Annotated in this window: 22 protein-coding genes; 16 read left to right on the forward strand and 6 right to left on the reverse strand. The window is 42.1% G+C overall.

What is annotated here, in order from left to right:
• Positions 1-18: 18 nt before the first annotated feature.
• Positions 19-2,034, reverse strand: a complete 2,016-nt coding sequence (locus tag AC1DUD_RS04490; RefSeq protein ID WP_477372052.1) for a thioredoxin domain-containing protein — start codon at positions 2,032-2,034, stop codon at positions 19-21.
• Between the two features lie 830 nt (positions 2,035-2,864).
• On the opposite strand from AC1DUD_RS04490, the gene AC1DUD_RS04495 reads away from it, so the two are divergent.
• From AC1DUD_RS04495 to AC1DUD_RS04520, 6 genes are all read left to right on the forward strand, one after another.
• Entirely contained in the window at positions 2,865-4,829 is a 1,965-nt protein-coding gene (locus AC1DUD_RS04495) for a M1 family metallopeptidase (RefSeq protein WP_477372054.1), read from the forward strand.
• 368 nt (positions 4,830-5,197) lie between these two features.
• Positions 5,198-5,557 (forward strand): response regulator, encoded by a 360-nt coding sequence (locus tag AC1DUD_RS04500; RefSeq protein ID WP_110585230.1) that lies wholly within the window; start codon positions 5,198-5,200, stop codon positions 5,555-5,557.
• A gap of 4 nt (positions 5,558-5,561) precedes the next feature.
• The gene (locus AC1DUD_RS04505; RefSeq protein ID WP_477372056.1) at positions 5,562-6,116 is read left to right on the forward strand and encodes a hypothetical protein; all 555 of its coding nucleotides are present in this window, start codon (positions 5,562-5,564) and stop codon (positions 6,114-6,116) included.
• A 121-nt stretch (positions 6,117-6,237) separates the two neighbouring features.
• Positions 6,238-8,523, forward strand: coding sequence for an ATP-dependent helicase (locus AC1DUD_RS04510; RefSeq protein WP_477372058.1), 2,286 nt, complete (start codon positions 6,238-6,240; stop codon positions 8,521-8,523).
• Positions 8,524-8,689: 166 nt separating this feature from the next.
• Positions 8,690-9,058, forward strand: coding sequence for a helix-turn-helix domain-containing protein (locus AC1DUD_RS04515; protein ID WP_477372060.1), 369 nt, complete (start codon positions 8,690-8,692; stop codon positions 9,056-9,058).
• 220 nt (positions 9,059-9,278) lie between these two features.
• Positions 9,279-9,575 carry a hypothetical protein gene (locus AC1DUD_RS04520; RefSeq protein ID WP_330862018.1) on the forward strand — a complete coding sequence of 99 codons (297 nt, stop codon included), beginning with the start codon at positions 9,279-9,281 and terminating at the stop codon, positions 9,573-9,575.
• Positions 9,576-9,600: 25 nt separating this feature from the next.
• Here the strand turns inward: AC1DUD_RS04520 and AC1DUD_RS04525 are convergent, their stop codons facing one another.
• Positions 9,601-11,031 carry a tetratricopeptide repeat protein gene (locus AC1DUD_RS04525; RefSeq protein ID WP_477372062.1) on the reverse strand — a complete coding sequence of 477 codons (1,431 nt, stop codon included), beginning with the start codon at positions 11,029-11,031 and terminating at the stop codon, positions 9,601-9,603.
• Positions 11,032-11,598: 567 nt separating this feature from the next.
• Here AC1DUD_RS04525 and AC1DUD_RS04530 point away from each other — a divergent pair.
• The 7 genes from AC1DUD_RS04530 to AC1DUD_RS04560 all read left to right on the forward strand — a co-directional run bounded on the left by AC1DUD_RS04530 (position 11,599) and on the right by AC1DUD_RS04560 (position 15,531).
• Positions 11,599-11,760, forward strand: coding sequence for a hypothetical protein (locus AC1DUD_RS04530; RefSeq protein ID WP_477372064.1), 162 nt, complete (start codon positions 11,599-11,601; stop codon positions 11,758-11,760).
• Between the two features lie 50 nt (positions 11,761-11,810).
• Complete coding sequence (locus AC1DUD_RS04535) at positions 11,811-11,954, forward strand: hypothetical protein (protein WP_158604203.1); 144 nt, start codon at positions 11,811-11,813, stop codon at positions 11,952-11,954.
• A 35-nt stretch (positions 11,955-11,989) separates the two neighbouring features.
• Positions 11,990-12,145 (forward strand): hypothetical protein, encoded by a 156-nt coding sequence (locus tag AC1DUD_RS04540; protein WP_477372067.1) that lies wholly within the window; start codon positions 11,990-11,992, stop codon positions 12,143-12,145.
• 74 nt (positions 12,146-12,219) lie between these two features.
• Positions 12,220-13,590 carry a hypothetical protein gene (locus AC1DUD_RS04545; RefSeq protein WP_477372069.1) on the forward strand — a complete coding sequence of 457 codons (1,371 nt, stop codon included), beginning with the start codon at positions 12,220-12,222 and terminating at the stop codon, positions 13,588-13,590.
• Between the two features lie 46 nt (positions 13,591-13,636).
• Positions 13,637-13,804, forward strand: a complete 168-nt coding sequence (locus AC1DUD_RS04550; RefSeq protein ID WP_477372071.1) for a hypothetical protein — start codon at positions 13,637-13,639, stop codon at positions 13,802-13,804.
• A gap of 116 nt (positions 13,805-13,920) precedes the next feature.
• A complete protein-coding gene (locus AC1DUD_RS04555; RefSeq protein ID WP_477372073.1) occupies positions 13,921-15,291 on the forward strand; it encodes a dipeptidase in 1,371 nt (456 codons plus the stop codon).
• 102 nt (positions 15,292-15,393) lie between these two features.
• Entirely contained in the window at positions 15,394-15,531 is a 138-nt protein-coding gene (locus AC1DUD_RS04560; protein WP_477372075.1) for a hypothetical protein, read from the forward strand.
• Positions 15,532-15,594: 63 nt separating this feature from the next.
• Here the strand turns inward: AC1DUD_RS04560 and AC1DUD_RS04565 are convergent, their stop codons facing one another.
• A complete protein-coding gene (locus tag AC1DUD_RS04565) occupies positions 15,595-16,050 on the reverse strand; it encodes a GNAT family N-acetyltransferase (protein WP_477372077.1) in 456 nt (151 codons plus the stop codon).
• A 14-nt stretch (positions 16,051-16,064) separates the two neighbouring features.
• On the reverse strand, positions 16,065-17,162 hold the full coding sequence (locus AC1DUD_RS04570; protein ID WP_477373026.1) for a mandelate racemase/muconate lactonizing enzyme family protein: 1,098 nt from the start codon (positions 17,160-17,162) through the stop codon (positions 16,065-16,067).
• 204 nt (positions 17,163-17,366) lie between these two features.
• Here AC1DUD_RS04570 and AC1DUD_RS04575 point away from each other — a divergent pair, with 204 nt between their 5' ends.
• The 3 genes from AC1DUD_RS04575 to AC1DUD_RS04585 all read left to right on the forward strand — a co-directional run bounded on the left by AC1DUD_RS04575 (position 17,367) and on the right by AC1DUD_RS04585 (position 21,419).
• Positions 17,367-18,119, forward strand: coding sequence for a DUF4290 domain-containing protein (locus AC1DUD_RS04575; RefSeq protein ID WP_477372079.1), 753 nt, complete (start codon positions 17,367-17,369; stop codon positions 18,117-18,119).
• Positions 18,120-18,366: 247 nt separating this feature from the next.
• Positions 18,367-19,674, forward strand: a complete 1,308-nt coding sequence (gene murA, locus AC1DUD_RS04580; RefSeq protein WP_477372081.1) for a UDP-N-acetylglucosamine 1-carboxyvinyltransferase — start codon at positions 18,367-18,369, stop codon at positions 19,672-19,674.
• A 182-nt stretch (positions 19,675-19,856) separates the two neighbouring features.
• Entirely contained in the window at positions 19,857-21,419 is a 1,563-nt protein-coding gene (locus tag AC1DUD_RS04585; RefSeq protein ID WP_477372083.1) for an ArnT family glycosyltransferase, read from the forward strand.
• A gap of 83 nt (positions 21,420-21,502) precedes the next feature.
• Here the strand turns inward: AC1DUD_RS04585 and AC1DUD_RS04590 are convergent, their stop codons facing one another.
• The gene (locus AC1DUD_RS04590; protein WP_477372085.1) at positions 21,503-21,643 is read right to left on the reverse strand and encodes a hypothetical protein; all 141 of its coding nucleotides are present in this window, start codon (positions 21,641-21,643) and stop codon (positions 21,503-21,505) included.
• Positions 21,644-21,718: 75 nt separating this feature from the next.
• Positions 21,719-23,080 (reverse strand): pyridoxal-phosphate dependent enzyme, encoded by a 1,362-nt coding sequence (locus AC1DUD_RS04595; protein WP_477372087.1) that lies wholly within the window; start codon positions 23,078-23,080, stop codon positions 21,719-21,721.
• Positions 23,081-23,240: the final 160 nt, after the last annotated feature.

A 23,240-nucleotide genomic window follows, 5' to 3' on the forward strand; every position in this document is an offset into this window, starting at 1 on the left:
TGTAAATTGTTTTTAATTTTAAAATCTGGCTTCAACTTCATTAAGGGCATCAGCCGGGTTATGAGCAGGTAATCCGCAGGTTTTATCTTTACAAATAAAAATTTGTGTTGATGCACCAAACTTATCCTGCAGCAAAGGTAAACTTCCTGCATTACCGCCCAACATAATTTTATTGGGGATGTAATTATTTTCCATTTCCTTTCTGAAAGCTTCGGCTTCGGTACCTGTTATAGCAATTTCATTGATACCAAATACTTCATCCAGCAAAAGCATTACCCAGTTTGAATAGGCCGAACCATACTTTGCCAGCTGTGGCATTACATTGCGTAACAATTGTGCCGAAACCTCAACGTAGCTTTCGTTATCAAAAAGCAAGCCTAACTTTTTAAGCACCCGTGCCATAACCGAATTAGAGGCCGGGATCACCCCATCCATAATTTCTGATTTACGGGCAATCAGCTGCTCATCATCATCGGCCGTGAAAAAGAAAATGCCCTTTGCTTCATCATAATAATGGGCTATAGCCGTATCAGCAAGGTTTTTGGCCTGCAGCAGCCAGTGTTCATTAAAGGTAACTTCATACAAGGCTATAAGGCCGTCGATGATATTAGCATAGTCATCCAAAAATGCAACAGGCTTATCCTGTGACGATGTGGCGCTATAAACCCGTGATAGCCTGCCATTTTGACCAAGCAGGTTATTTAAAATAAACCCGGCATTGTTCAGGGCAAGCTCAAGATAGGCTGGCTTATTGAAAGTACGGTAAGCGTCTGTAAGTCCTTTAAGCATTAGCCCGTTCCACGAAGCCAGGATCTTGTTATCCAATCCCGGCCGCACACGTACGCTGCGTGCTTCAAATACTTTTTGTTTTGAAGTGTTTATTTTGGCAAGTAGTTCATCAACAGATAAACCTAACTTTTTGGCCAGTTCTTCGTCACTATCCTTACGGAACAATACGTTTGATTCCTCCTCTTCCCAGTTACCGTCCTCTGTAATATTGTAGTAGATATTGAACAGTCCTGCGTCATCGCCCAGGATCTCATCTATCTCATCTTTAGTGAAAATATAATACTTGCCTTCCTTCCCCTCACTATCCGCATCAAGTGCCGAATAAAACCCATAACCTGGCGACATCAACTCACCAGTACTGAAAGTGATGATCTCATCAACTACTTGCCCATACAATTCATCAGGCTTCCAGGTGTAGGCCTCGGCATACAGACTGATGAGCTGGGCATTATCATAGAGCATTTTTTCAAAGTGCGGTACATGCCAGCGCCCATCAACCGAGTAACGAGCAAAGCCGCCGCCAACATGGTCATAGATGCCGCCGAAAGCCATTTTATGTAGTGAGAGTTTTACCTGTTGGGCAATCTCGTCGTCTTTCATTAAATGAGCATAACGCATTAAAGCCAGCCAGTTATTGGGCATCGGGAATTTGGGTGCGTTGCCGGTGCCTCCCTCCTGCTTATCAAAATACCGTTTCCAGTTATTGACGATAGCTTGCAAATCGGTTTTACTGTATTGCGCCTGCGCCACCACAAACTCTATCGATTCATATTTTTGGATCCCTTCCGTAAGGCGTACCGCATAGTCTTCAGCTTCTTCAGGTTTCTGTTTGTAGAAATCGGCCAGGTTAAAGAGTAATGACGTCCAGTCGTTTTTACGGAAGTAGGTACCGCCATAAATAGGTCTTTGATCGGGCAGGCAGATACAGTTTAGCGGCCAGCCCCCCCTGCCGCTCATGAGTTGCACGGCACTCATATAGATTTGGTCGACATCCGGACGTTCTTCCCTATCTACCTTTATACAAACAAAATATTCATTCATTACAGCAGCCACAGCTTCATCCTCAAAGCTTTCATGCTCCATCACATGGCACCAATGGCAGGCCGAATAACCAATACTAACCAGGATGAGCTTATTTTCGGCTTTGGCTTTATCAAGAGCTTCCTTGCCCCAGGGATACCAGTTAACCGGGTTATTGGCATGTTGTAATAAATATGGCGATGTGGAGTTGGCCAAACGATTCATATAGCTATGTATTTGCTGCAAAAATGCAGATATAATTGCACCTGTAAGTTAAATGGTAATTATTTAGAAAAGTTTTACCGGGGAGTGGTATTTATGAGCCCTGTTATGCTGAGTGTTTAAATCCGGTGGACTCTGAAGGAGAAATGACAAAAGAGGGCCGGTTAGTCTAAGCCTGTCGAAGACTCGCATGCAGAGGTCCTGCCCACCAGGCTTCGACGGGCTATCCATTACATGATAAATAAAGAATGTTCCCGTCAGCAGGTAAGCTTCAGGTGAAAGCGGGCAGAACAATGGTGGCCTTGAGCGCAGGAAGGGGCATAGCAAGTTTTTGCAGAAGCATTGGGAAAGCGCGAGCGCAGCGGAGCAAAATAATTGCAGCCCGTGGTTCTGCTCGATTTGCAGGGCAAAGGCCTGTGCGCAAAGAAGCCTATCTGCTGACTTGACTTTTTGGGTACTTTTGTGTCAAGACAAAAGTACCTGGCCCCGCGCGGCCAAGAGCGCGACGATGTAAGTCAATAGGAACAAGATCGTTACCTGCCCGTAGGGGATTGCTTCGTACCCCGCAATGACGTGGTGAAGATGTCATTTTACCTTCAAAGTTTTTCACCGCCATCTAAACATTTAACGGAATATCCGAAACAACGAATCGGCATGGCGTATACATCAGGGTCCTCTGCGAGAGACCCTGATGGGACGTTAAAAGTAACATCCCCATTACAACCCTAACCTAATATGTCAAAATCACTTATATCCAACCCTTTCGGCATCTAAAATTATCAAACTCACAAATTATTTCCCTTTATTTGCCCCCTTGTTATCAAAAATTTAAGATGAACTGTTTAAAACTGAATTATTTATTATGCGCTGTAGCGCTGATACCGTTAACGCGAACGGCATCAGCTCAAAGTACTGACACAACAAAATACAATCACCAGGACCTTTTTGGCCCTATTACCTGGCCCGTAACCAGCGGCGGCACACGTTCGGCCGCAGGCAAGCCATCTCCCGCATATTGGCAAAACCGCGCTGATTACCAGATCAAAGTTGCTCTTAACGAAGGCAAGGATACAACCATAACCGGCGAAGTTACCATTACCTATACCAATAACAGTCCCGACAAACTTGATTACTTGTGGCTGCAACTGGATCAAAACCTTTTTAAACCCGACTCGCGCGGAGCTGCGGTAACTCCTTATACCGGCGACAGGTTTGACGTTCGCGGTTTTAGTCGCGGAGGTTACCATATTGCTTCTGTTGATATTACTTACAAAGGCGAAACTTATAAAGTTGACCCGATCATTACTGATGCCCGCATGCAGTTGCGCCTTAATACCCCAATGGATGGCAAAGGCGAAAAAATAGAGATCAAGGTAAATTATGATTTCGCTATCCCATTTTACGGTGCCGACCGTATGGGCCGCAAAAAATTCAAACAGGGTTATGTTTATGAAATTGCCCAATGGTATCCCCGCATGTGTGTTTATGACGATGTAGAAGGCTGGAACACCCTACCATACATGGGTTTAGGCGAATTTTACTGCGAATACGGCGATTTTGATTACTATATTACCGCTCCGGCCAATAAAATAGTAGTGGGCTCAGGCGATTTGCAAAATCCTGAAGAGGTACTTACACCAACCCAATTAAAAAGGCTGGAAGAAGCCCGCAACAGCGATAAAACGGTAACCATCATCAGTGCAGGCGAAGTTGGTAAAGGCTCAACCCGTCCGTTTAAAGGCACGCTTACCTGGCACTTTAAAATGCAAAACACCCGCGATATTGCGTGGGGCGCTTCGGATGCGTTTATCTGGGATGCTGCAAGGGTTAACTTCCCTTCTGGCCGTAAGGGTATCGCACAATCGGCTTACCCGGTTGAAAGCTCTGGTAACAATAGCTGGGGCCGCTCAACTGAGTATTTGAAAAACAGCATGGAGATCTATTCAAACCTATATTTTGAATACCCGTGGAACTCGGCCGTCAATGTATCAGGCGTAGCTTTGGGTATGGAGTATCCGGGCGCTATTTTTTGTTTGAGCAATCTGAAAAAGGGTGACCTTTGGGGCGATGTTACTCATGAAATAGGTCATAACTGGTTCCCGATGATCGTGGGCTCAAATGAGCGTAAATACATGTGGCAGGATGAGGGTTTTAATACTTTCATTAACGAATATGCTACTAAGCAATTTAATAAAGGCGAGTATGCGGAAAAAAGCGGTTCGGCGCAAAATATACTGGCCGGTTACCGCAATAGCAAAGACCCGCTCATGACCGCTCCCGAAGCTATTGGCTTGAATGATTACGGCCAGTATTATAACAAAACCGCATTGGGTTTGGATATATTACGCAATGTTGTAATTGGCCCGGAGCGTTTTGACTACGCATTTCGCGAGTATGTTAAAAACTGGGCATTTAAACACCCGCTACCGTACGACCTTTTCAGGGCTATAAATGATGCCAGCGGCGAAGACCTGAACTGGTTCTGGAAATCATGGTTCTTCACCACCTGGAAGCTTGACCAAGCTATTACTTCGGTGAGCTACATTAAAGGCAACCCCGCCGAAGGTGCGCTGATCACCCTTACAAACAACGAAAAAATGGCTATGCCTGTTGATCTTAAAATTGTTCAGGCTAACGGCAAAACCGAAATTCTTCACCTGCCGGTAAACATATGGCAGCGCGATGGCGTATGGAAATTTAAATATCCTTCAACGTCAGCCATCAAAAGCATGGAAATAGATCCTGATCATCAACTACCCGACGTTGACCTGAAAAACAACGTTTACGGAGGAGAATGATTTTGATTTCGAATGTCGGAATTTCGATTTCGGATCTATCCGGGGATTAGAGATTAGAGATTAGAGATTAGAGGAAATTCTAAAAGGCGATGAGTGTTTGGGCTCGTCGCCTTTTTTTTGTGGCGATTTTTGCTTATTTAACTATGAGTTGTTCTCATTGCAATCTGTTATAGAATTATGTACCTTTACAAAAGGTTAAAATACTGTTAAAATAACGTCATATCTAACTGTTAATAAGATAGATATTGGCTAATACCCCTCTATATTCACTTCAATTAAATACCAGGGAATATTTTAATTATAAAACATTTTGTTTATTTGTGACATTAAAGCTAATAACTAACTACACAAAAATTAGCATTTTACTTATGGCAAAAAATATACTCATAATTGAAGATGATGCCGAGATTTTACGGGTGCTTGAAACTGTGCTTACCTTTCATGATTTTGAGGTTACAGGTCTTGACCGTACAGATGATATTATTGCAGCCGTAAAAAATTACAATCCCGACCTGGTATTAACCGACTATATGCTGCCCGGCCTCAACGGCGGCCGTATTTGTCAGCTCATTAAAGGCAACGAAGATACCCGGCATATTCCGGTTATCCTGATATCAGCCTACCACGAACAGGCCATTGCACTGGTTAACTTTGGTTATGATGCTTTTGTGCCCAAGCCTTTTGACGTAAATAAGCTGGTGAAAACGATTAACAGGTTCTTGAATTGAACAGATGGTTTGGTTCTTAATTGATCATTTTAAGGCTTTCTTTATTTGTTGCAGTTTCCCGCTGGCCGGATGGATTCTCCGCGCAAGTATCAGTAAAAAACTAAATATTTATATTTTTTCCGCTACGCTGATATTGCTGCTGCCTGCACTAACTGGCTACCGCTATCTTAGCGAGAACATATTTCCGATAGTAACCTACATCCTGTTATCCTCTGCCTACTCAATACTGATCTATCATAAACTTAAGGTTGGTACCTTATCTATCGTGTTATCAATTTTTATGTGGATAGCCGTTTTATCATTTTCCTTTCCTTTGGTATTAGGCGTTGGGGAAGTTGCTGTTGATAACGAGTGGGAAAAAAAAGGATACAAAATAAAACATGTAACAAGCCGGGGATTTGCCGGGGGTACCGCAAGCTATTATGAACTTTATAAATACGGCATTATCGATGTATTTATAAAAAAAGTCGACACCGCGCCAGACAACGGCGACACTTGCGTTATAAAGTTCACTTATAAAAAGGTGAACTTTAACAAATGTAGTATTCCAAACATGTAATTGGCGTAATAACAATTCTTAAAATCTTCCAAATCCGAAATCTCAAATTCGACATCCGAAATCCTTTCCCCTTTCGCCCCAAAACCTTAATTTCGCTGGCTCATAGAAAGAGGAAAAGATTTTGGATTACTTACAGGGTTTAAATCCCGAACAAAGGGCAGCAGTTGAACAAACTGAAGGGCCGGTGATGATCATTGCCGGTGCCGGATCGGGCAAAACACGTGTTATTACCTATCGCGTGGCGCATTTGGTACGCAAGGGTGTTGATTCATTTAACATACTTGTACTAACCTTTACCAACAAGGCCGCCCGCGAAATGCGCGAGCGTATCACCCACGTTGTTGGCAACGAAGCCAAAAATATATGGATGGGCACCTTTCACTCGGTGTTTGCCAAAATATTACGGGTGGAAGCCGAGAAAATTGGCTATCCCAGCAATTTTACCATTTACGATACCGACGACAGCAAGAGTGTTTTAAGGGCCATTTTAAAAGAGATGAACCTTGATGATAAGCTGTACAGTGTAAATTTTGTACTTAACCGCATCTCGGCATCAAAAAACAACCTGATCTCGTGGCAGGAATATAACAAGAACGAACAGATACAGGCCGACGATTTTTCGAGCGGACGAGGCCAAATGGGCAAGATCTACGAGATGTATGCCACCCGTTGCTACCGTGCCGGCGCTATGGATTTTGACGATTTGCTGTATAAAACCAACGAATTGCTGAAGCTGCACCCCGATGTGCTCAATAAGTATCAGCACAAGTTCAAATACCTTATGGTTGATGAGTATCAGGATACTAACTTTTCGCAATACCTGATTGTTAAAAAGCTTGCTGCCGTTAACGAAAACCTGTGCGTTGTAGGTGATGATGCTCAAAGTATCTACGCTTTCCGCGGAGCCAACATCCAAAACATCCTCAATTTTGAAAAAGATTACCCGGATCTGAAGGTATTTAAGCTGGAGCAAAACTATCGCTCAACCCAAAACATTGTGAATGTGGCTAATAGCATCATCCGCAATAATAAAGACCAGCTTAAAAAGAACGTATTCTCCGAAAAAGAATCGGGCGAAAAGATCAAGGTAATGCGCGCCTTCAGCGATAACGAGGAAGGTAAAATAGTAGCCGAGGCTATTATGCAGGATCGCAGCTCAAACGGGCTTAAATGGTCGGCCTTTGCCATACTTTACCGTACCAATGCACAATCTCGATCTATGGAGGAGGCCTTGCGTAAGCTGGGCGTTCCGTATAAAATATATGGAGGGCTTTCATTTTACCAGCGTAAGGAAATTAAGGACCTGATATCATATTTCAGGCTCACCTTTAACCCAAACGATGAGGAAGCCTTAAAACGTGTTATCAACTATCCTAAACGCGGTATTGGCGACACTTCCGTTGATAAGATCATTGTAGCTGCCGACCAGCACGGTATAACACCCTGGGAAGTAATTGTTGAGCCGGGCAAATATCTGGAAGGAAAAATATCAGGCGCGGTTTCCAATTTTGCTGTCATGATCCAAAGTTTTCAGGTGTTGACTAAAACAAAATCAGCCTATGAATCGGCTTTGTATATTGCGCAGCACTCGGGCTTGTTAAAGGATTTATATGAAGATAAATCGGTAGAAGGACTTAACCGTTACGAAAATATCCAGGAGCTTTTAAACGGTATCAAAGAGTTTTCGGAACGTGAGGATATTGAAGAAAAAGGCCTTGATATTTTTATGCAGGATGTGGCCCTGCTTACCAATGATGACAAGGATAAAAACAAGGACGCCGAAACTGTATCGCTCATGACCATCCACTCATCAAAGGGCCTCGAATTTCCGCAGGTATATGTTGTTGGGCTGGAAGAAAATCTTTTCCCTTCACAGATGTCGCTTAACTCACGCAGCGACCTGGAAGAAGAGCGCCGCCTGTTTTATGTAGCCGTTACCCGCGCCGAAAGCAAGCTACACATCAGTTATGCAACCTCGCGTTTTAAGTTTGGAACATTGATAAATTGCGAGCCAAGCCGCTTTTTGGATGAAATTGACGCCAAATATCTTGAGCTCGACTATACCGCCAAACCCGCATCGGGCAGTAATCCGTTTTTTGACGATGAGCGTAAAGCATGGAGCAGGGACAAACAGCCTGATACATTTTCAAAGCCCAAACCGGCATCTGCTGCACCTATAAAAACCACATCTATATTGGCCAAGGCCCACGTACCTTCCGCCGATTTCAAGCCATCAGATACCTCCAATCTGCAGGTTGGTATGCAGGTTGAGCACGAACGTTTTGGCTTCGGTAAAGTACTGTCTCTTGAGGGTAATAAGCCTGATATAAAGGCTACGATCTTCTTTAAAGAGATCGGTCAAAAGCAGTTATTGTTAAAATTTGCCAAGCTTTACATAGTTCAGTAAACATAAACCAAGAGTTAAAATCCCTACTTTGAGGAAATGATTCCCCATGCCTCACCACAGTCCATCATTAAATTGCCTTTATAACACTAATTTAAAGGTAATTTAATGATGGCATACCATTTGGATTGTATAAGTATCCCCTTTCCTTAATTAATATTTAATTGATATGAGCGATACTGTAAAAAAGAAAACAAACAAATCCGTTGGTAAAAACATCCGGACATTACGCCACCAGCATGGATGGAGCCAGGAAGATGTGGCTAACCGTTTAGGCATCTCTATTCCTGCATTTTCAAAAATTGAAACCGGGGTAACCGATATTAACTTATCGCGCCTGGAGCAGATAGCCAATATTTTTGAAGTCAACGTGGTAAACATCCTGGCCCTTGATTCGGAAGAGGTTGATATGAAGCCATCGAGTTTAAGCGTTGCGCAGAAAAAGCTGATAGACCGCGAATCAGAAATCGCGAATTTGCAGCGTAAAGTAATATTACTTTATGAAGAGTTACGCAACAAAACCAGTGTGGCCGTATAAATGTGTGCTGTAAATGTTACAGTTTATCAATAGTGTACATTGTTTGCTTCGCATCTGTGTCCTGTTTTATCGACCAGATTAAATAGTAGTTAACAATATTTAACAAAAGGAAATTGAAATAAAAAGACCTTCTATTGTATTAGCTAATTTATCGATGATGAGCGTTTTATAACGATTTTGGAGTAATAATTGTGACATGCCGGATACCAACACAACATGTATGTCAAATTATCTTATTTCCATATCAAAAAACGAAACCTCGAGCGACGGTATCATTCATGATCCTAAAAGCAAGCTGAAAGTTAAGGCATTTGATTTACTGCGGGCGCGTTTTAAACCCAGTAAAGGTGAAGTAAGGTTTTTTGTAACATCAGGTGAGGAAACGCTGGCATTTGAAACGCGCGGCTATGATAAACACAGGCAGCTGCTGGTATTGCAAATGATATCCTGGTATTGTATTTACCTGGGGCTTATTGAAGCTCAGATACACTCAAGCCTGCCTGTACACTTCAGTTAAGGGGAAAGAGAATACTAATAGGAGGTTAAACTCTCGGTGGGTTATGCAGCATATCGCTCATTTCGATGATCTTTTCATCAATTTCAGATACGCATTTATCCATCATATCCAAACATTCGGCCTGGTCAACCAGGCCTTCTTTTTCAAGGTTGATCAAACCGCGTAAAGTAGCTATAGGCCCCCTGATCTGGTGCGACAGGTATGAAGAGTGTTCAGAAAGCTTTTTATTTTTTAGTTGTAGATCCTTGGTACGCTCATCAATGATCTCTTCAAGGTGATGATTTATCCTGTCAAGATTATCCTTTTGCCGGGACACCTCACCATTTAGCAGCGTAAGCTGTGAATTGGTTTTAGCTTTGCGTTTTACGTTACTGATCAGCAAACCAATAACTACAAGCAGCAAACCGGCAACCACGGTCACAGCCCAAAATTTCGAGCGATCATAAGCCTGCCGTTCTGCAATCCTTTCATTTTCTTTCAACTGCTCTTCCTGACGGCGCTTGGCCTCAACCAGGTTCATTTGTGCCGATACGTTGGTTTTATAAGTAACACTATCCTGCTTGTATATTTCCCTCAATAATCCCAAAGCACGGGCGTAGTTCTTTTTATTGAATTCCAGCTCATACGTGGTGTATTTGTAATCATAGTCAAGCTTTGGGTCTTTCACTAACTGCGTATAGGCAGTCCCCTCCTGCACCATCTTTTCGGCATTTGCAAAGTCGCCTTTGGTCATGTAAAGTGCTGCAAGCGTCAGATCAACGCTGGCAACCGATTCATTCAAATCACGTGCTTTTGCGCCGGCATTAGCTTCCAGCAGTAAACCAAGGGCTTTATCATAGTCATTAAGCTTAAAGTAAATAACACCTCGGTTTTGCAGGCATTGGATCAGGTTTACAGAGTCGCGCAGTTTTTGGAATATAGGGAAGCTTTTGTCATAAAACTTCAGGGCCATATACAGGTTATTTTTTCGCGTGTAAACGTTACCTATATTTAAATACAATGACCCAACCAATTTAATATCATTTATTTTTTGCGCTATCTCCAACGACCTGTTGAGATAGGTGAGCGAACGCTCATAATCATGATCACGAAACAGGATCCCTATATTATTATAAACTTTAGCTTCGCCCCGCAGGTTATTGTTACGGGTGAAATATGAAAGCGAGTTAAGATAGTTTTCAATAGCCTTTTCAGGCTGGTCAAGATAGTATTTACCAATACCAATAACACGATAAGCCTCTGCAATACCATTGATATAATTCAGCTTAGTAGATATTTTAAGGGCCCGGGTGGCATCTTCAACAGTTTGTTCCGGATTTGTCAGTCTGTTAGTATAAGCATTGGTATTCAAGCTTATTACTTCGTTAGTATCTTTTGCAGCAACATCAATTATATCATTCGCGTATACCGTAAGCGATAATAAAAAGAATAATATAAATGTGCCGATTTTTTTCATTAAAACACTTCTACGTTCTGTTGGGGTGAAAGTTATAAAATAATGCTGAATTATATTTAATGTTAAGAATAAAAAACACCGTGGAAAATTATTTTTATATTTTTCCCAAATAATTAAAAAACATATTTATATTTGCACTGTTAAATATCTGATATACAACATATTAAATACACAAAAATCACTACACCATACCATTTCAAATAACTTATAGCCAATTAAAATAATATTGTAACATATATAAAAAATGTACAATATGCTTATAATTTGTATATCAAATAAGTGAAATACCGTGAAAAATGTGCAACAAATTGTATACCACGCAAACAACTAACAAGAATGATATTACATTTAAAATTAGTAATTTAACCGCATAATTAATAGTGTAAAAATACGAAACAGATACATCTTTTTTAAAATTTTAAATAACAGCATTTTTAAAAAACAGAGAGTAAAATCCGGCTTTTAAAATATTTGTGATAAGCTTAAAATAAGCTTGTTGAATTTTAATAAATATTTGCTATCGTATTAATTTAAAAAATAGAATATTAAATACAATAATTAATCAATATGAAAAAAACAGTGTTTTTTGTACTCCTTACCGTAGGCGGCGGAGTGCTCTCATCGTCATCGGTTTTGTCATCATCGACAAAAAAAGATGTACAGCCAACAGCTGTCAATTTCACCAAAACACCAGCAGGTTTTAAACGCGACCTGGGAAGTGCCGACTGAAATCAATTAAAATCATACAGAAAGTTCAACATTGATAATATCACACGATCATGAAAAAAATAATCACCATCACTTTAGCGGTTCTGTTCACCGGTGTTATTTCATCCTGTAAAAAGGAAAGACCTAAAGCTGAATTTGCTAACCTTCATTTATTCACAACCGGTTACAAAAGAGACCTGGGAAGTGCTGACTGATTTATCTGTTCAAGATCAATAAAACATAAAACAACATGAAAAAATTCATCCTCATAACAACCGTAGTATTTAGTGCAGGAGCATTATCATCAGCTACAAACACAGTAAAAGAAAACAAAGAAAAATTTGTGATCGCTCCGGTAAACTCATTGACAACGGGCTTTAAGAGAGATTTAGGCAGCGCCGACTAAAAAACAGCAACATCAAACAAAAAGAGATATATCAAACAAAAATATTTACGTACCCCCACACATTTAAAAACATCATGAAAAATTTAACACTGATAGCAACTTTAGCATTAAGCACCATATTATCAACCGCAACATTAGCAAATGCTGCCAACGGCCCTCAACCAAAACGTGATTTAGGCTCTGCCGATGTTCGTGGTCCTCAACCAAAACGTGACTTAGGTTCTGCTGATTTTGCTCGCGGTCCTCAGCCAAAACGTGACTTAGGTTCTGCTGATTTTGCTCGTGGTCCTCAACCAAAACGTGACTTAGGTTCTGCTGATTTTGCTCGCGGTCCTCAGCCAAAACGTGATCTTGGTTCTGCTGATTTTGCTCGCGGTCCTCAGCCAAAACGTGACTTAGGTTCTGCTGATTTCGCTTTCGGTCCTCAGCCAAAACGTGACTTAGGTTCTGCTGATTTCGCTTTCGGTCCTCAGCCAAAACGTGACTTAGGTTCTGCTGACTTCGCTTTCGGCCCTCAGCCAAAACGTGATTTAGGTTCTGCTGATTTCGCTTTCGGTCCACAACCAAAACGTGATTTAGGTTCTGCTGATTTCGCTTTCGGTCCTCAGCCAAAACGTGACTTAGGTTCTGCTGATTTCGCAATGTCTGGTCCTGGTCCAAAAAGAGATTTAGGTTCTGCTGATTTTGCTTTCGGTCCTCAACCAAAACGTGACTTAGGTTCTGCTGATTTTGCTTTCGGTCCTCAACCAAAACGTGACTTAGGTTCTGCTGATTTTGCTTTCGGTCCTCAGCCAAAACGTGACTTAGGTTCTGCTGATTTCGCTTTCGGTCCTCAGCCAAAACGTGATTTAGGTTCTGCTGATTTCGCTTTCGGTCCTCAGCCAAAACGTGATTTAGGTTCTGCTGATTTCGCTTTCGGTCCTCAGCCAAAACGTGATTTAGGTTCTGCTGATTTCGCAATGTCTGGTCCTGGTCCAAAAAGAGATTTAGGTTCTGCTGATTTTGCARTGTCTGGTCCTGGTCCAAAAAGAGATTTAGGTTCTGCTGATTTTGCAGTGTCTGGTCCTGGTCCAAAAAGAGATTTAGGTTCTGCTGATTTCGCAATGTCTGGTCCTGGTCCAAAAAGAGATTTAGGTTCTGCTGACTTCGCAATGTCTGGTCCTGGTCCAAAAAGAGATTTAGGTTCTGCTGATTTTGCAATGTCTGGTCCTGGTCCAAAAAGAGATTTAGGTTCTGCTGATTTTGCAATGTCTGGTCCTGGTCCAAAAAGAGATTTAGGTTCTGCTGATTTTGCARTGTCTGGTCCTGGTCCAAAAAGAGATTTAGGTTCTGCTGATTTCGCAATGTCTGGTCCTGGTCCAAAAAGAGATTTAGGTTCTGCTGATTTTGCAGTGTCTGGTCCTGGTCCAAAAAGAGATTTAGGTTCTGCTGACTTCGCGGCATAATCAATTCCCAATCATACACTAAGCTAAAACCTAAACAATTAATAGCATGAAAAAATTCATCATAGCAGCAGCGGTTTTAATAGCCACAGGGCTTACCGCTGTTTCATTAACACACAAGGAGGCAAAACAAGAGGTTAAAATAAAAGTTGAAAGAACAGAGTTTACTACCAAAGCGTTTAATGCCCCAAAATCAGATTTGGGATCGGCAGATTGATGATTAATTAGCGATTTAGTGAATTGGCGAATTAGTGATAGCTATTAAAAAATCATCTCTCACTAATGAACGAGTGAACCAATGAACTAACTATATTTGCTGCAAATAATAATACTATGCAGCACATAAAGCAATATGTTGAGCAAAACAAACAGCGTTTACTTGATGAGTTATTTGACCTGTTACGTTTAGCATCGGTTAGCGCCGATCCAAAATACAAACCTGAAGTATTAAAGACTGCCGATTATGTGGCAGCAAAGCTTCGCGATGCCGGAGCCGATAATGTTGAAATTTGCCAAACAGCCGGCTACCCTATCGTATACGGCGAAAAGATCATAGATCCATCTAAACCTACCGTATTGGTTTATGGACACTACGACGTGCAACCGCCAGACCCGTTAGAACTTTGGAAAACCCCTCCATTTGAACCAACTGTTCGTGATGGCAAAATATACGCCCGCGGCGCCTGCGACGATAAGGGCCAGTTTTATATGCATGTAAAAGCTTTTGAGCTGATGATGCAAACCGGCACGCTTCCCTGCAATATCAAGTTTATGATAGAGGGCGAAGAAGAAGTTGGCTCATCAAACCTGGGCATCTTTGTAAAAGCAAATAAAGAAAAACTGAAAGCCGATGTTGTGCTGATTTCTGATACATCGATGATCAGTATGGAGCATCCTTCGCTTGAAACAGGCTTACGTGGCCTCTCATATCTTGAGGTTGAAGTAACCGGCCCTAACCGCGATCTGCATTCTGGTGTTTATGGCGGTGCTGTGGCTAATCCTATTACTATCCTGGCACAAATGATCGCCAGCCTGCATGATGAAAACAATCACATTACCATTCCCGGCTTTTATAACGATGTAGTGCCACTTACAGAGACTGAACGCGATGCCCTGAACAGCGCCCCTTATGATGAAGCCGAATACAAAAAAGACCTTGACGTTACCGAACTTTGGGGCGAAAAAGGTTACAGCACGTTTGAACGCACCGGCACCCGCCCTACCCTTGAATTAAACGGTATTTGGGGTGGTTACATTGGTGAAGGAGCAAAAACAGTATTGCCTTCAAAAGCAAACGCAAAGATCTCTATGCGCCTGGTGCCTAACCAAACATCTGAAGCTATAACCAAGCTGTTTACCGATCACTTGTTGAGTATTGCCCCTCCTTATGTTAAGGTTAAGGTAACCCCTCATCATGGCGGCGAACCGGCAGTGACCCCTACCGATAGCGTAGCCTACCGGGCAGCGCAAAAAGCCATTGCCGAATCATTTGGTAAAGAGCCCATCCCCACCCGCGGTGGTGGTAGTATCCCTATTGTTGCATTGTTTGAGGCCGAGCTTGGTTTAAAAACTGTATTAATGGGTTTTGGCCTTGATAGCGACGCCCTGCACTCGCCCAATGAAAAGTATGATATTTACAATTATTATAAGGGTATCGAAACAATCCCGCTCTTTCATAAATACTTTGCAGAGTTATCAAATTAATGCTATAAAGCCCTGATTTGAATTTAACGGTGGTTATTTTTTGATTTACGTAAAACAAATAATAAATTTATGATATTATCCAAGTATACTAACTCAAAAACCATGGCAACTAAAGAATTGGACAAAGAAAAGACCGATGCATCTAAGCAGTTGCACGATCTCAAATCACCAAAACAGGAAAAAAACACCACCGCTAAAACCTTAAGCGGAAGCAAATGGAAACGAAAGCCCCTGTTATAAGATATTTATAACACCACACGAGCCGGCAAGCAAAAAACTTGCCGGCTCGTTTTTTTTACACCCTTAAATCCTGATCCGCATCTCTATCATCCGCTTTTCAAACCCCACTTTTTCATAAGCTTTAATAGCGCCAGTATTATCATTATATACCTCAAGCCTTATTTCAACAAGCGCCTGTTCAGCTACCCATTTCTTCAGCTCTTCAATAATTGCCTGGTTTATTCCCTTGCCGCGATGTGCTGGTAGCACATACATAAAACCGAGGTAGGCATATTTTTCAAAATCATAATAGGTATCTGGGTTCTTTTTAATGCGGGCATAACCGCTGCCGGCTATCTCTCCGTCAATTTCGGCCACCAAAACTTGTACGTCGGCCGAGGCAATGAACGCTTTCAAATCATAGTAATTTATAGCGCCGGGTTTGAGTGTGCTATCAAACGGACGTTCTGCACTAATGATCCCCTGTTCAAACTGAAGCAATACAGGTAGATCTTCGATGGTAGCTTTTCTGATCAGCATTAATATTCCCTTATTTAAATGGTAAATCGTTCACAATCCGCCAGGAATGATTCATCAGCATCAGCACCAATCCCCGGCGCATCTTCAATGGTTAAATTATAGCCATCATATATGGCCCCGCCAATGCAGGGGTCAACCAAATGCCCCAGCTTACAGGTATCCATATCATAAAACCGGATATTAGGGCTTGCATATACAAAATGCAGTTTTGCGCTTAAGGCTATGCGGCTTTCCAGCATCCCTCCCATCATACAGGGAATGCCATATGAAGCTGCAACATCATGGATTTTTTTGGCCTCATAAATACCGCCCGATTTAGCCATTTTAATATTGATATAATGACAAGCCCCGGCGTTGATCTGCTTGCGGGCGTCATGGTGATTATAAACACTTTCGTCGGCCATGATCTTAACGGGTGACAACTGCATCAGTTCGGGCACCCTGTCGTCATACCAGGTGCGGATAGGTTGTTCGCAAAATTCGATGTTATATTGCGCGATCGACTGCAACGCAAAAACGGCTTCGTTAAAAGTCCAGCCCTGGTTGGCATCAATACGGATTTTCATAGCTGGCCCAACTGCTTCGCGAATTTGTTGAATGCGCTCCACATCTTCCACTACATTTTTACCCAGCTTTACCTTTAAAATATTTGCTCCGGAAGCTTTGAAATCAAGTGCTTTTAAAGCCATGGTATGATGACCGGCTATACCTATAGTAATGTCCGATTCTACAACACGCTTTTCGCCACCCAAAAACTGGTATAAAGGCAAGCCTGCGTTTTTAGCGGCTATATCAAACAAGGCATTATCAAAAGCGCTTTTTATAGTGGTATTACCCGCCGTAAAACTATGCAGCTCCTGTAGTCTTGCTTCTATATCAAGCGCATCCTTGCCTTTCCATAGCCTGGCAAATTCACGCGCCATAACCAGGCAGGTGTCCTGTGTTTCGCCAACTATCATCGGAAAAGCAGAGCACTCCCCCACACCATAAAAACCGGCATCGGTATGTACGCGGATAAAAACATTTTGGGCATGGGATAAAGTCCCTGTGGCAATGGTAAATGGCTCCATGGGGATACTGAAGCGGTAGATATCTATATGGGTGATGGTAATTTGCTGATTTTCCAAATTGTAAATGTTTAAAAGCTAAATTAAAACAATTAATTGCAACAATTAACCAACGTAATTTGCATATTATAAGTATTAGTTTATATTTGCACTACTTCAATACAAGTAACAATTCAATTTTAGCCTCTTTTGCCCTTCCATCAGGGAAATTTGCCTGGCTAACTTTCAACTTTCATAAAAACATTTAACATGGCTCAAGAAAACACGCCTGCAAATTTTGATTATAACTCAACCAGGAATAAACTGATCCTGTCTGAATATGGCCGCAACGTACAAAATATGGTTAAATATATTGTAGCGCTGCCAACTAAAGAAGAACGTAACCGCTACGCACAGGTTGTAATTGATCTGATGGGTTTTTTAAACCCGCACCTGCGCGATGTGGCGGATTTTAAACACAAACTATGGGATCACCTTCACATCATCTCTGATTACCAGATTGATGTGGATTCGCCTTATCCAAAACCATTACCTGAAGCTGCGCATGTGAAGCCGGCCCCTTTGCGCTACCCAAACCAGCGTATCAAATACAAGCACTATGGCAAAACCATTGAGCTGATGATTGAAAAGGCTAAGGCCATTGAGGAGCCAGAGCGTAAACGCCATATGATACAAGCCATTGCCAATTTCATGAAAATGGCCTATGTGCAGTGGAATAAAGATTCGGTAAGCGACGAAAGCATCCTGTCTGATCTGTATGCCTTATCAGGTGGTACGCTGAAACTGGAAGAGAACATCAACCTTAACCGCGTTGATTTCCGCCCTAATAACTTTCAGCAAAACAACACCAATAACAACAACCGCGGCCGTAATAATAACCAGAACAATCAAAACCGTGGCGGTGGCGGCAGCAGTAATGGCGGCAGGCAAAACAACAACCAAAACCGTAATAACAATCAAAACCGCAGCCGTAACAATAATGGCGGCGCAAAAAAATATTAGCCCCACCCAACCCTCCCCTAAAAGGGAGGGTTTTTTCTTTCTAAAAGATATCCATCCAACGTCCCATCAGGTCTCTCGCAGAGAAGAGATGAAGCAATGACGCTTTTGCTTTATTTATAAATCCCAACCGCCTCTTATTTTATCTGCATTAATTTTCTAATCTTTGCCCATATAAATTATTTGGCAAAACCGATCACTGCTTTGACAGTTTATCATTGGTGATCTTATCAATTATCCGAAACTCCGCATGACTAACGCATTTGTAATAAACGGCGGCAAACCGCTAAAAGGTGAAATAACCCCGCAGGGTGCAAAAAACGAGGCTTTACAGGTTATATCGGCCGTATTGCTTACTGCCGAAAAAGTAACCATCAGCAACATCCCTGATATTAAAGATGTAAACAAGCTGATTGAGCTGCTTGGTGATATGGGCGTTATTGTTGAACGCATTAACGAACATACTTATACTTTTGAAGCCAAAGATATCAACCAGGACTTTTTCGCGTCTGAAGCTTTTAAAGCTAAAGGCGGCGGCTTACGCGGTTCCATCATGATAGTCGGCCCATTGCTGGCACGCTTTGGCAAGGCATCTATCCCTAAACCGGGTGGCGATAAAATCGGTCGCCGCAGGTTGGATACCCACTTCCTTGGTTTTGAAAAACTGGGTGCCCAATTCAATTATAATCCTGAAAACGGTTTCTTTAATGTGGATGCCTCCAACCTGCAGGGTACTTATATCCTGTTAGATGAAGCTTCGGTAACCGGAACGGCCAACGTGGTAATGGCGGCGGTATTAGCTAAAGGTACTACCACCATTTATAACGCTGCCTGCGAGCCTTACCTGCAGCAGCTTTGCAAAATGCTAAGCCGTATGGGTGCTAAGATCAGCGGCATCGGCTCAAACCTGTTAACTATTGAAGGCGTTAAAAAACTGGGCGGTACAGAACACCGTTTATTGCCCGATATGATTGAGATTGGTTCGTTTATTGGTCTTGCAGCCATGACAGGTTCTGAGATCACGATTAAAGATGTTCAATACAAAGAGCTGGGCATGATCCCGGATGTTTTCAAGCGTTTAGGTATTAAACTGGAGCTTAGGGGAGATGATATTTTTATTCCTGCCCAGGAGCATTATGAAATAGAAACTTTCATTGATGGCAGTATCATGACCATCGCCGATGCACCATGGCCTGGCTTTACCCCCGACTTATTAAGCATTGTGCTGGTTGTTGCTATCCAGGCTAAGGGCTCGGTACTGATTCATCAGAAAATGTTTGAGAGCCGTTTATTCTTCGTTGATAAACTGCTGGATATGGGCGCGCAGATCATCCTTTGCGATCCGCACCGTGCCACCGTTATCGGCCTGGACAACCAGGTTAAACTGCGCGGGATCTCCATGACCTCGCCGGATATTCGAGCAGGGGTTTCATTATTGATCGCGGCACTTTCGGCACAAGGACAGTCAACCATTTACAATATTGAACAAATTGAACGCGGCTACCAGCACATTGATACCAGGCTTAAAGCTTTAGGCGCTGATATAACGAGAATATAAGCTTAAAGCCGAAGGCTTAAAGCTGAAAGCCCTTTTAAAGCTCAAAGCATAAGGACAAGCAAAAGCTTTAAGCCTTATGCTTTGAGCTTTTTGCTTTACGAGGCTTTCTGCTTTATAAATATATTTTTATAGCTTTATGCCTTTAGCCTTCGGCTTTAAGCTCAAAATCCATTATATAAACAATGCCTTACAAAAACCGGAAATCTACCTACGTTTATTTTGTACTGATATTTGTATTTATTAAAGTCGTTCTTAATCTTTTCGCAATATCGCATTTCGGTTTTCACCGAGATGAGTTTCTGCACCTTGTACTGGCCGATCATTTGGACTGGGGATACAAGGAAGTACCGCCGTTCATAGCCATATTGGCAAAAATATCTATCACCTGTTTTGGCAACTCGGTTTTTGCGGCGCGATTGTTCCCGACCTTGTTTGCAGGCCTTATTGTTTTGCTTACCGGGCTCATCGTCATTGAATTTGGCGGAAAGAAATTTGCTATAACATTTGCCTGCTTATCACTCATTTTTGCACCGGCTTTTATAGCAAGTAATTATCTTTTCCAGCCGGTGGTCTTTGATCAGTTTTGGTGGGTATTAACCGTTTGGCTGCTGATAAAATACCTCAACACCACCGATGTGAGGTACTTATACTGGCTGGGTGCAGCTGTTGGCTTTGGTATACTTACTAAATATACCATGCTGTTTTTTACGGTATCGCTCCTAATTGGTATCCTTATCAGTAAACAGCGTAAACTATTGTTCAATAAACATATTCTTGGTGCTGCCATAATAACAATAGTTATTGTGCTGCCCAATCTCATCTGGCAAATAAACCATCATATGCCAGTTTTTACCCATATGAAAACCCTGCAGCAGGAGCAACTTGATTATATCACGCCCACCAACTTTATAAAACAGCAATTACTGGTTAATGGTGTTGCTCTGTTTGTATGGCTTAACGGGCTTGCGTTCCTTATATTTTCGTTCAGGCTGCGCAATTTCCAGTTCATGGCATTAGCTTATGCGCTCATCTTCTTTTTTTTATTGATGATGGATGGCAAAAACTATTACATTTTTGGTGCTTACCCAATGTTGTTTGCAGCCGGCGGTTTTGGCTTTGAGCGTTTACTAAAAACAAACGGCTATGTTTTGCGTACCGCGCTGATCGTAGTATTTACATTGCCAAACGCATTATTGCTTCCTATTTTATTACCTGTTTTACCAATGAATCAAACCCTGGCGTTTTTCCGCTTTGCAGATAAGCACCTACCCCCGGTCCGCTTTTCGATGACATGGGAAGACGGTAAAAAACATGCAACCACGCAGGACTATGCCGATATGCTGGGATGGGACGATATGGCCGCATTAGTTGATAAAGCTTACAAAAGCTTAAGTCCTGAAGATCAAAAACAGACCATAGTTTATGCCGATAACTACGGCGAAGCCGGTGCCCTGCACCATTATGGCAAGCAATACGGCTATCCCGATGTAATTTCGCTGAACAGCAGCTTTACCCTTTGGGCACCCGACAGCCTCAAGTGCAAATACATGATCTACGTAGATGACGGCGGCGGCAAAAACATTAAAGAATTTGTGGAAGGTAATATGATAGGCAGCTTTACCAAAGTTGGAGAAGTAACCAATCCGCTGGCGCGGGAAAAAGGTACTGCCGTGTTTATTATTACACCTAATTACAGGCTGAATGAACGGTATGCTCCTGAATTGGCGAAAAAGAGGTTGGAGTAATGTTGAGGTGAAAGGAGAAAGACTTATTTATCATTTGTAATGTGTCAGCCTAACAACCCTGCCATCCTTCGCCGAAAGCACTATTAAAAAACCTGTTTGTCTTTTTTATTTGTTAGTGCTTCTTTAAGTTCATCCGTGGCCACTTTAGGCCCAAGCAAAGTGCGTTTTTGCGAATGACCAAAAAGGGGCAGCAGAATCAGAAATGCAAAAGTTGAATATTTCATTATCTGAATATAACAAAAAAGGCGTCATGCTACCAGCACAACACCTTTTACCTTTAACCTTTCGCCTTTAACCTCCTAAGCCGATATAGCGTTTATAATATCATACTGAGTAATGATCTCAATTTTACCATTCCCATCTTCAACCAGTACCGCAATATTATCTTTATTGATCATGGCCGAAATTCTGTCTATCGAGGTATTCAGATCAACAAAGGGGAACGGTGCAGTGGTGATGTTTTTGATCGGCTGCGATTTGATGGATGGGTTCTCGATCAGCGAATCAAGGATATCGCTTTCGGTGATCTTACCTATTACCATACCTTTTTGCGTAACCGGGATCTGCGAGATATTAAGCGATTTGATGGTATTGATAGCCTCCAGTACGCTCTTTTCGCAATCAATGGTAATAATTTCCTGCACGTCTTTTTTGCTGATGATATCGCGGGCTGTTAACTTTTCGTCTTTCAGGAAACCACGGTCGCGCAGCCAGTCATCGTTGTACATTTTACCGAGATAACGTGTGCCGTGGTCAGGGAAAATGATTACCACTACATCGCCTTCCTTAAACTTATCCTTCATCTGCAGCAAACCTGCCACTGCCGAACCGGTTGAGTTACCAGAGAATATCCCTTCCTTACGGGCAATCTCGCGGGTCATTAGGGCGGCATCTTTATCGGTTACCTTTTCAAAGTGATCGATCAGGTTAAAATCAACGTTTTGCGGCAGAAAATCTTCGCCTATACCTTCGGTGATGTATGGATAGATCTCGTATTTATCAAAAACACCGGTTTCCTTGTATTTTTTAAATACAGAGCCATAAGTATCAATACCTAAAATCTGAATGGCCGGGTTCTTTTCCTTCAGGTAGCGGGCAATGCCTGATATAGTACCACCTGTACCTACACCTGCAATAAGATGTGTTACCTTTCCTTCGGTTTGCTCCCAGATTTCCGGGCCGGTACTTTCGTAATGCGCCTGCGAATTACTCAGGTTATCGTACTGGTTGGGCTTCCATGAATTAGGCACTTCCCGCTCCAGGCGTGATGATACCGAATAGTATGATCGTGGATCTTCCGGCTCCACATTGGTTGGACAAACAATTACTTCGGCACCGAAAGCACGCAGGGCATCAAATTTTTCTTTTGATTGTTTATCGGTACTGGTAAAAATACATTTATAGCCTTTTATTACCGCAGCAATGGCCAGGCCCATACCGGTATTACCCGATGTACCTTCAATAATGGTTCCGCCGGGTTTAAGCTTGCCGCTTTTTTCGGCGTCCTCAATCATTTTAAGGGCCATACGGTCTTTAATGGAGTTGCCTGGGTTGGTTGTCTCTATCTTGGCTAAAACGGTAGCAGGGATGTCTTTTGCTACTTTATTCAGTTTTACCAGCGGCGTATTGCCAATGGTATCGAGTATGTTATTGTACCACATAATTTAAATCTCTACTAACCCGGTATATATAGCAGGGTTACGCCTCAAAAATAAGTTTCTTAAATGATATTTCTTTTATGGAATAGTAAATAGATGTGCATCCTATAAACAGACAAACATAAATGTAATAAATTTAAACCGGTGGTAATTACCACAAAAT

The organism is Mucilaginibacter sp. P4_A11, from assembly GCF_056402535.1.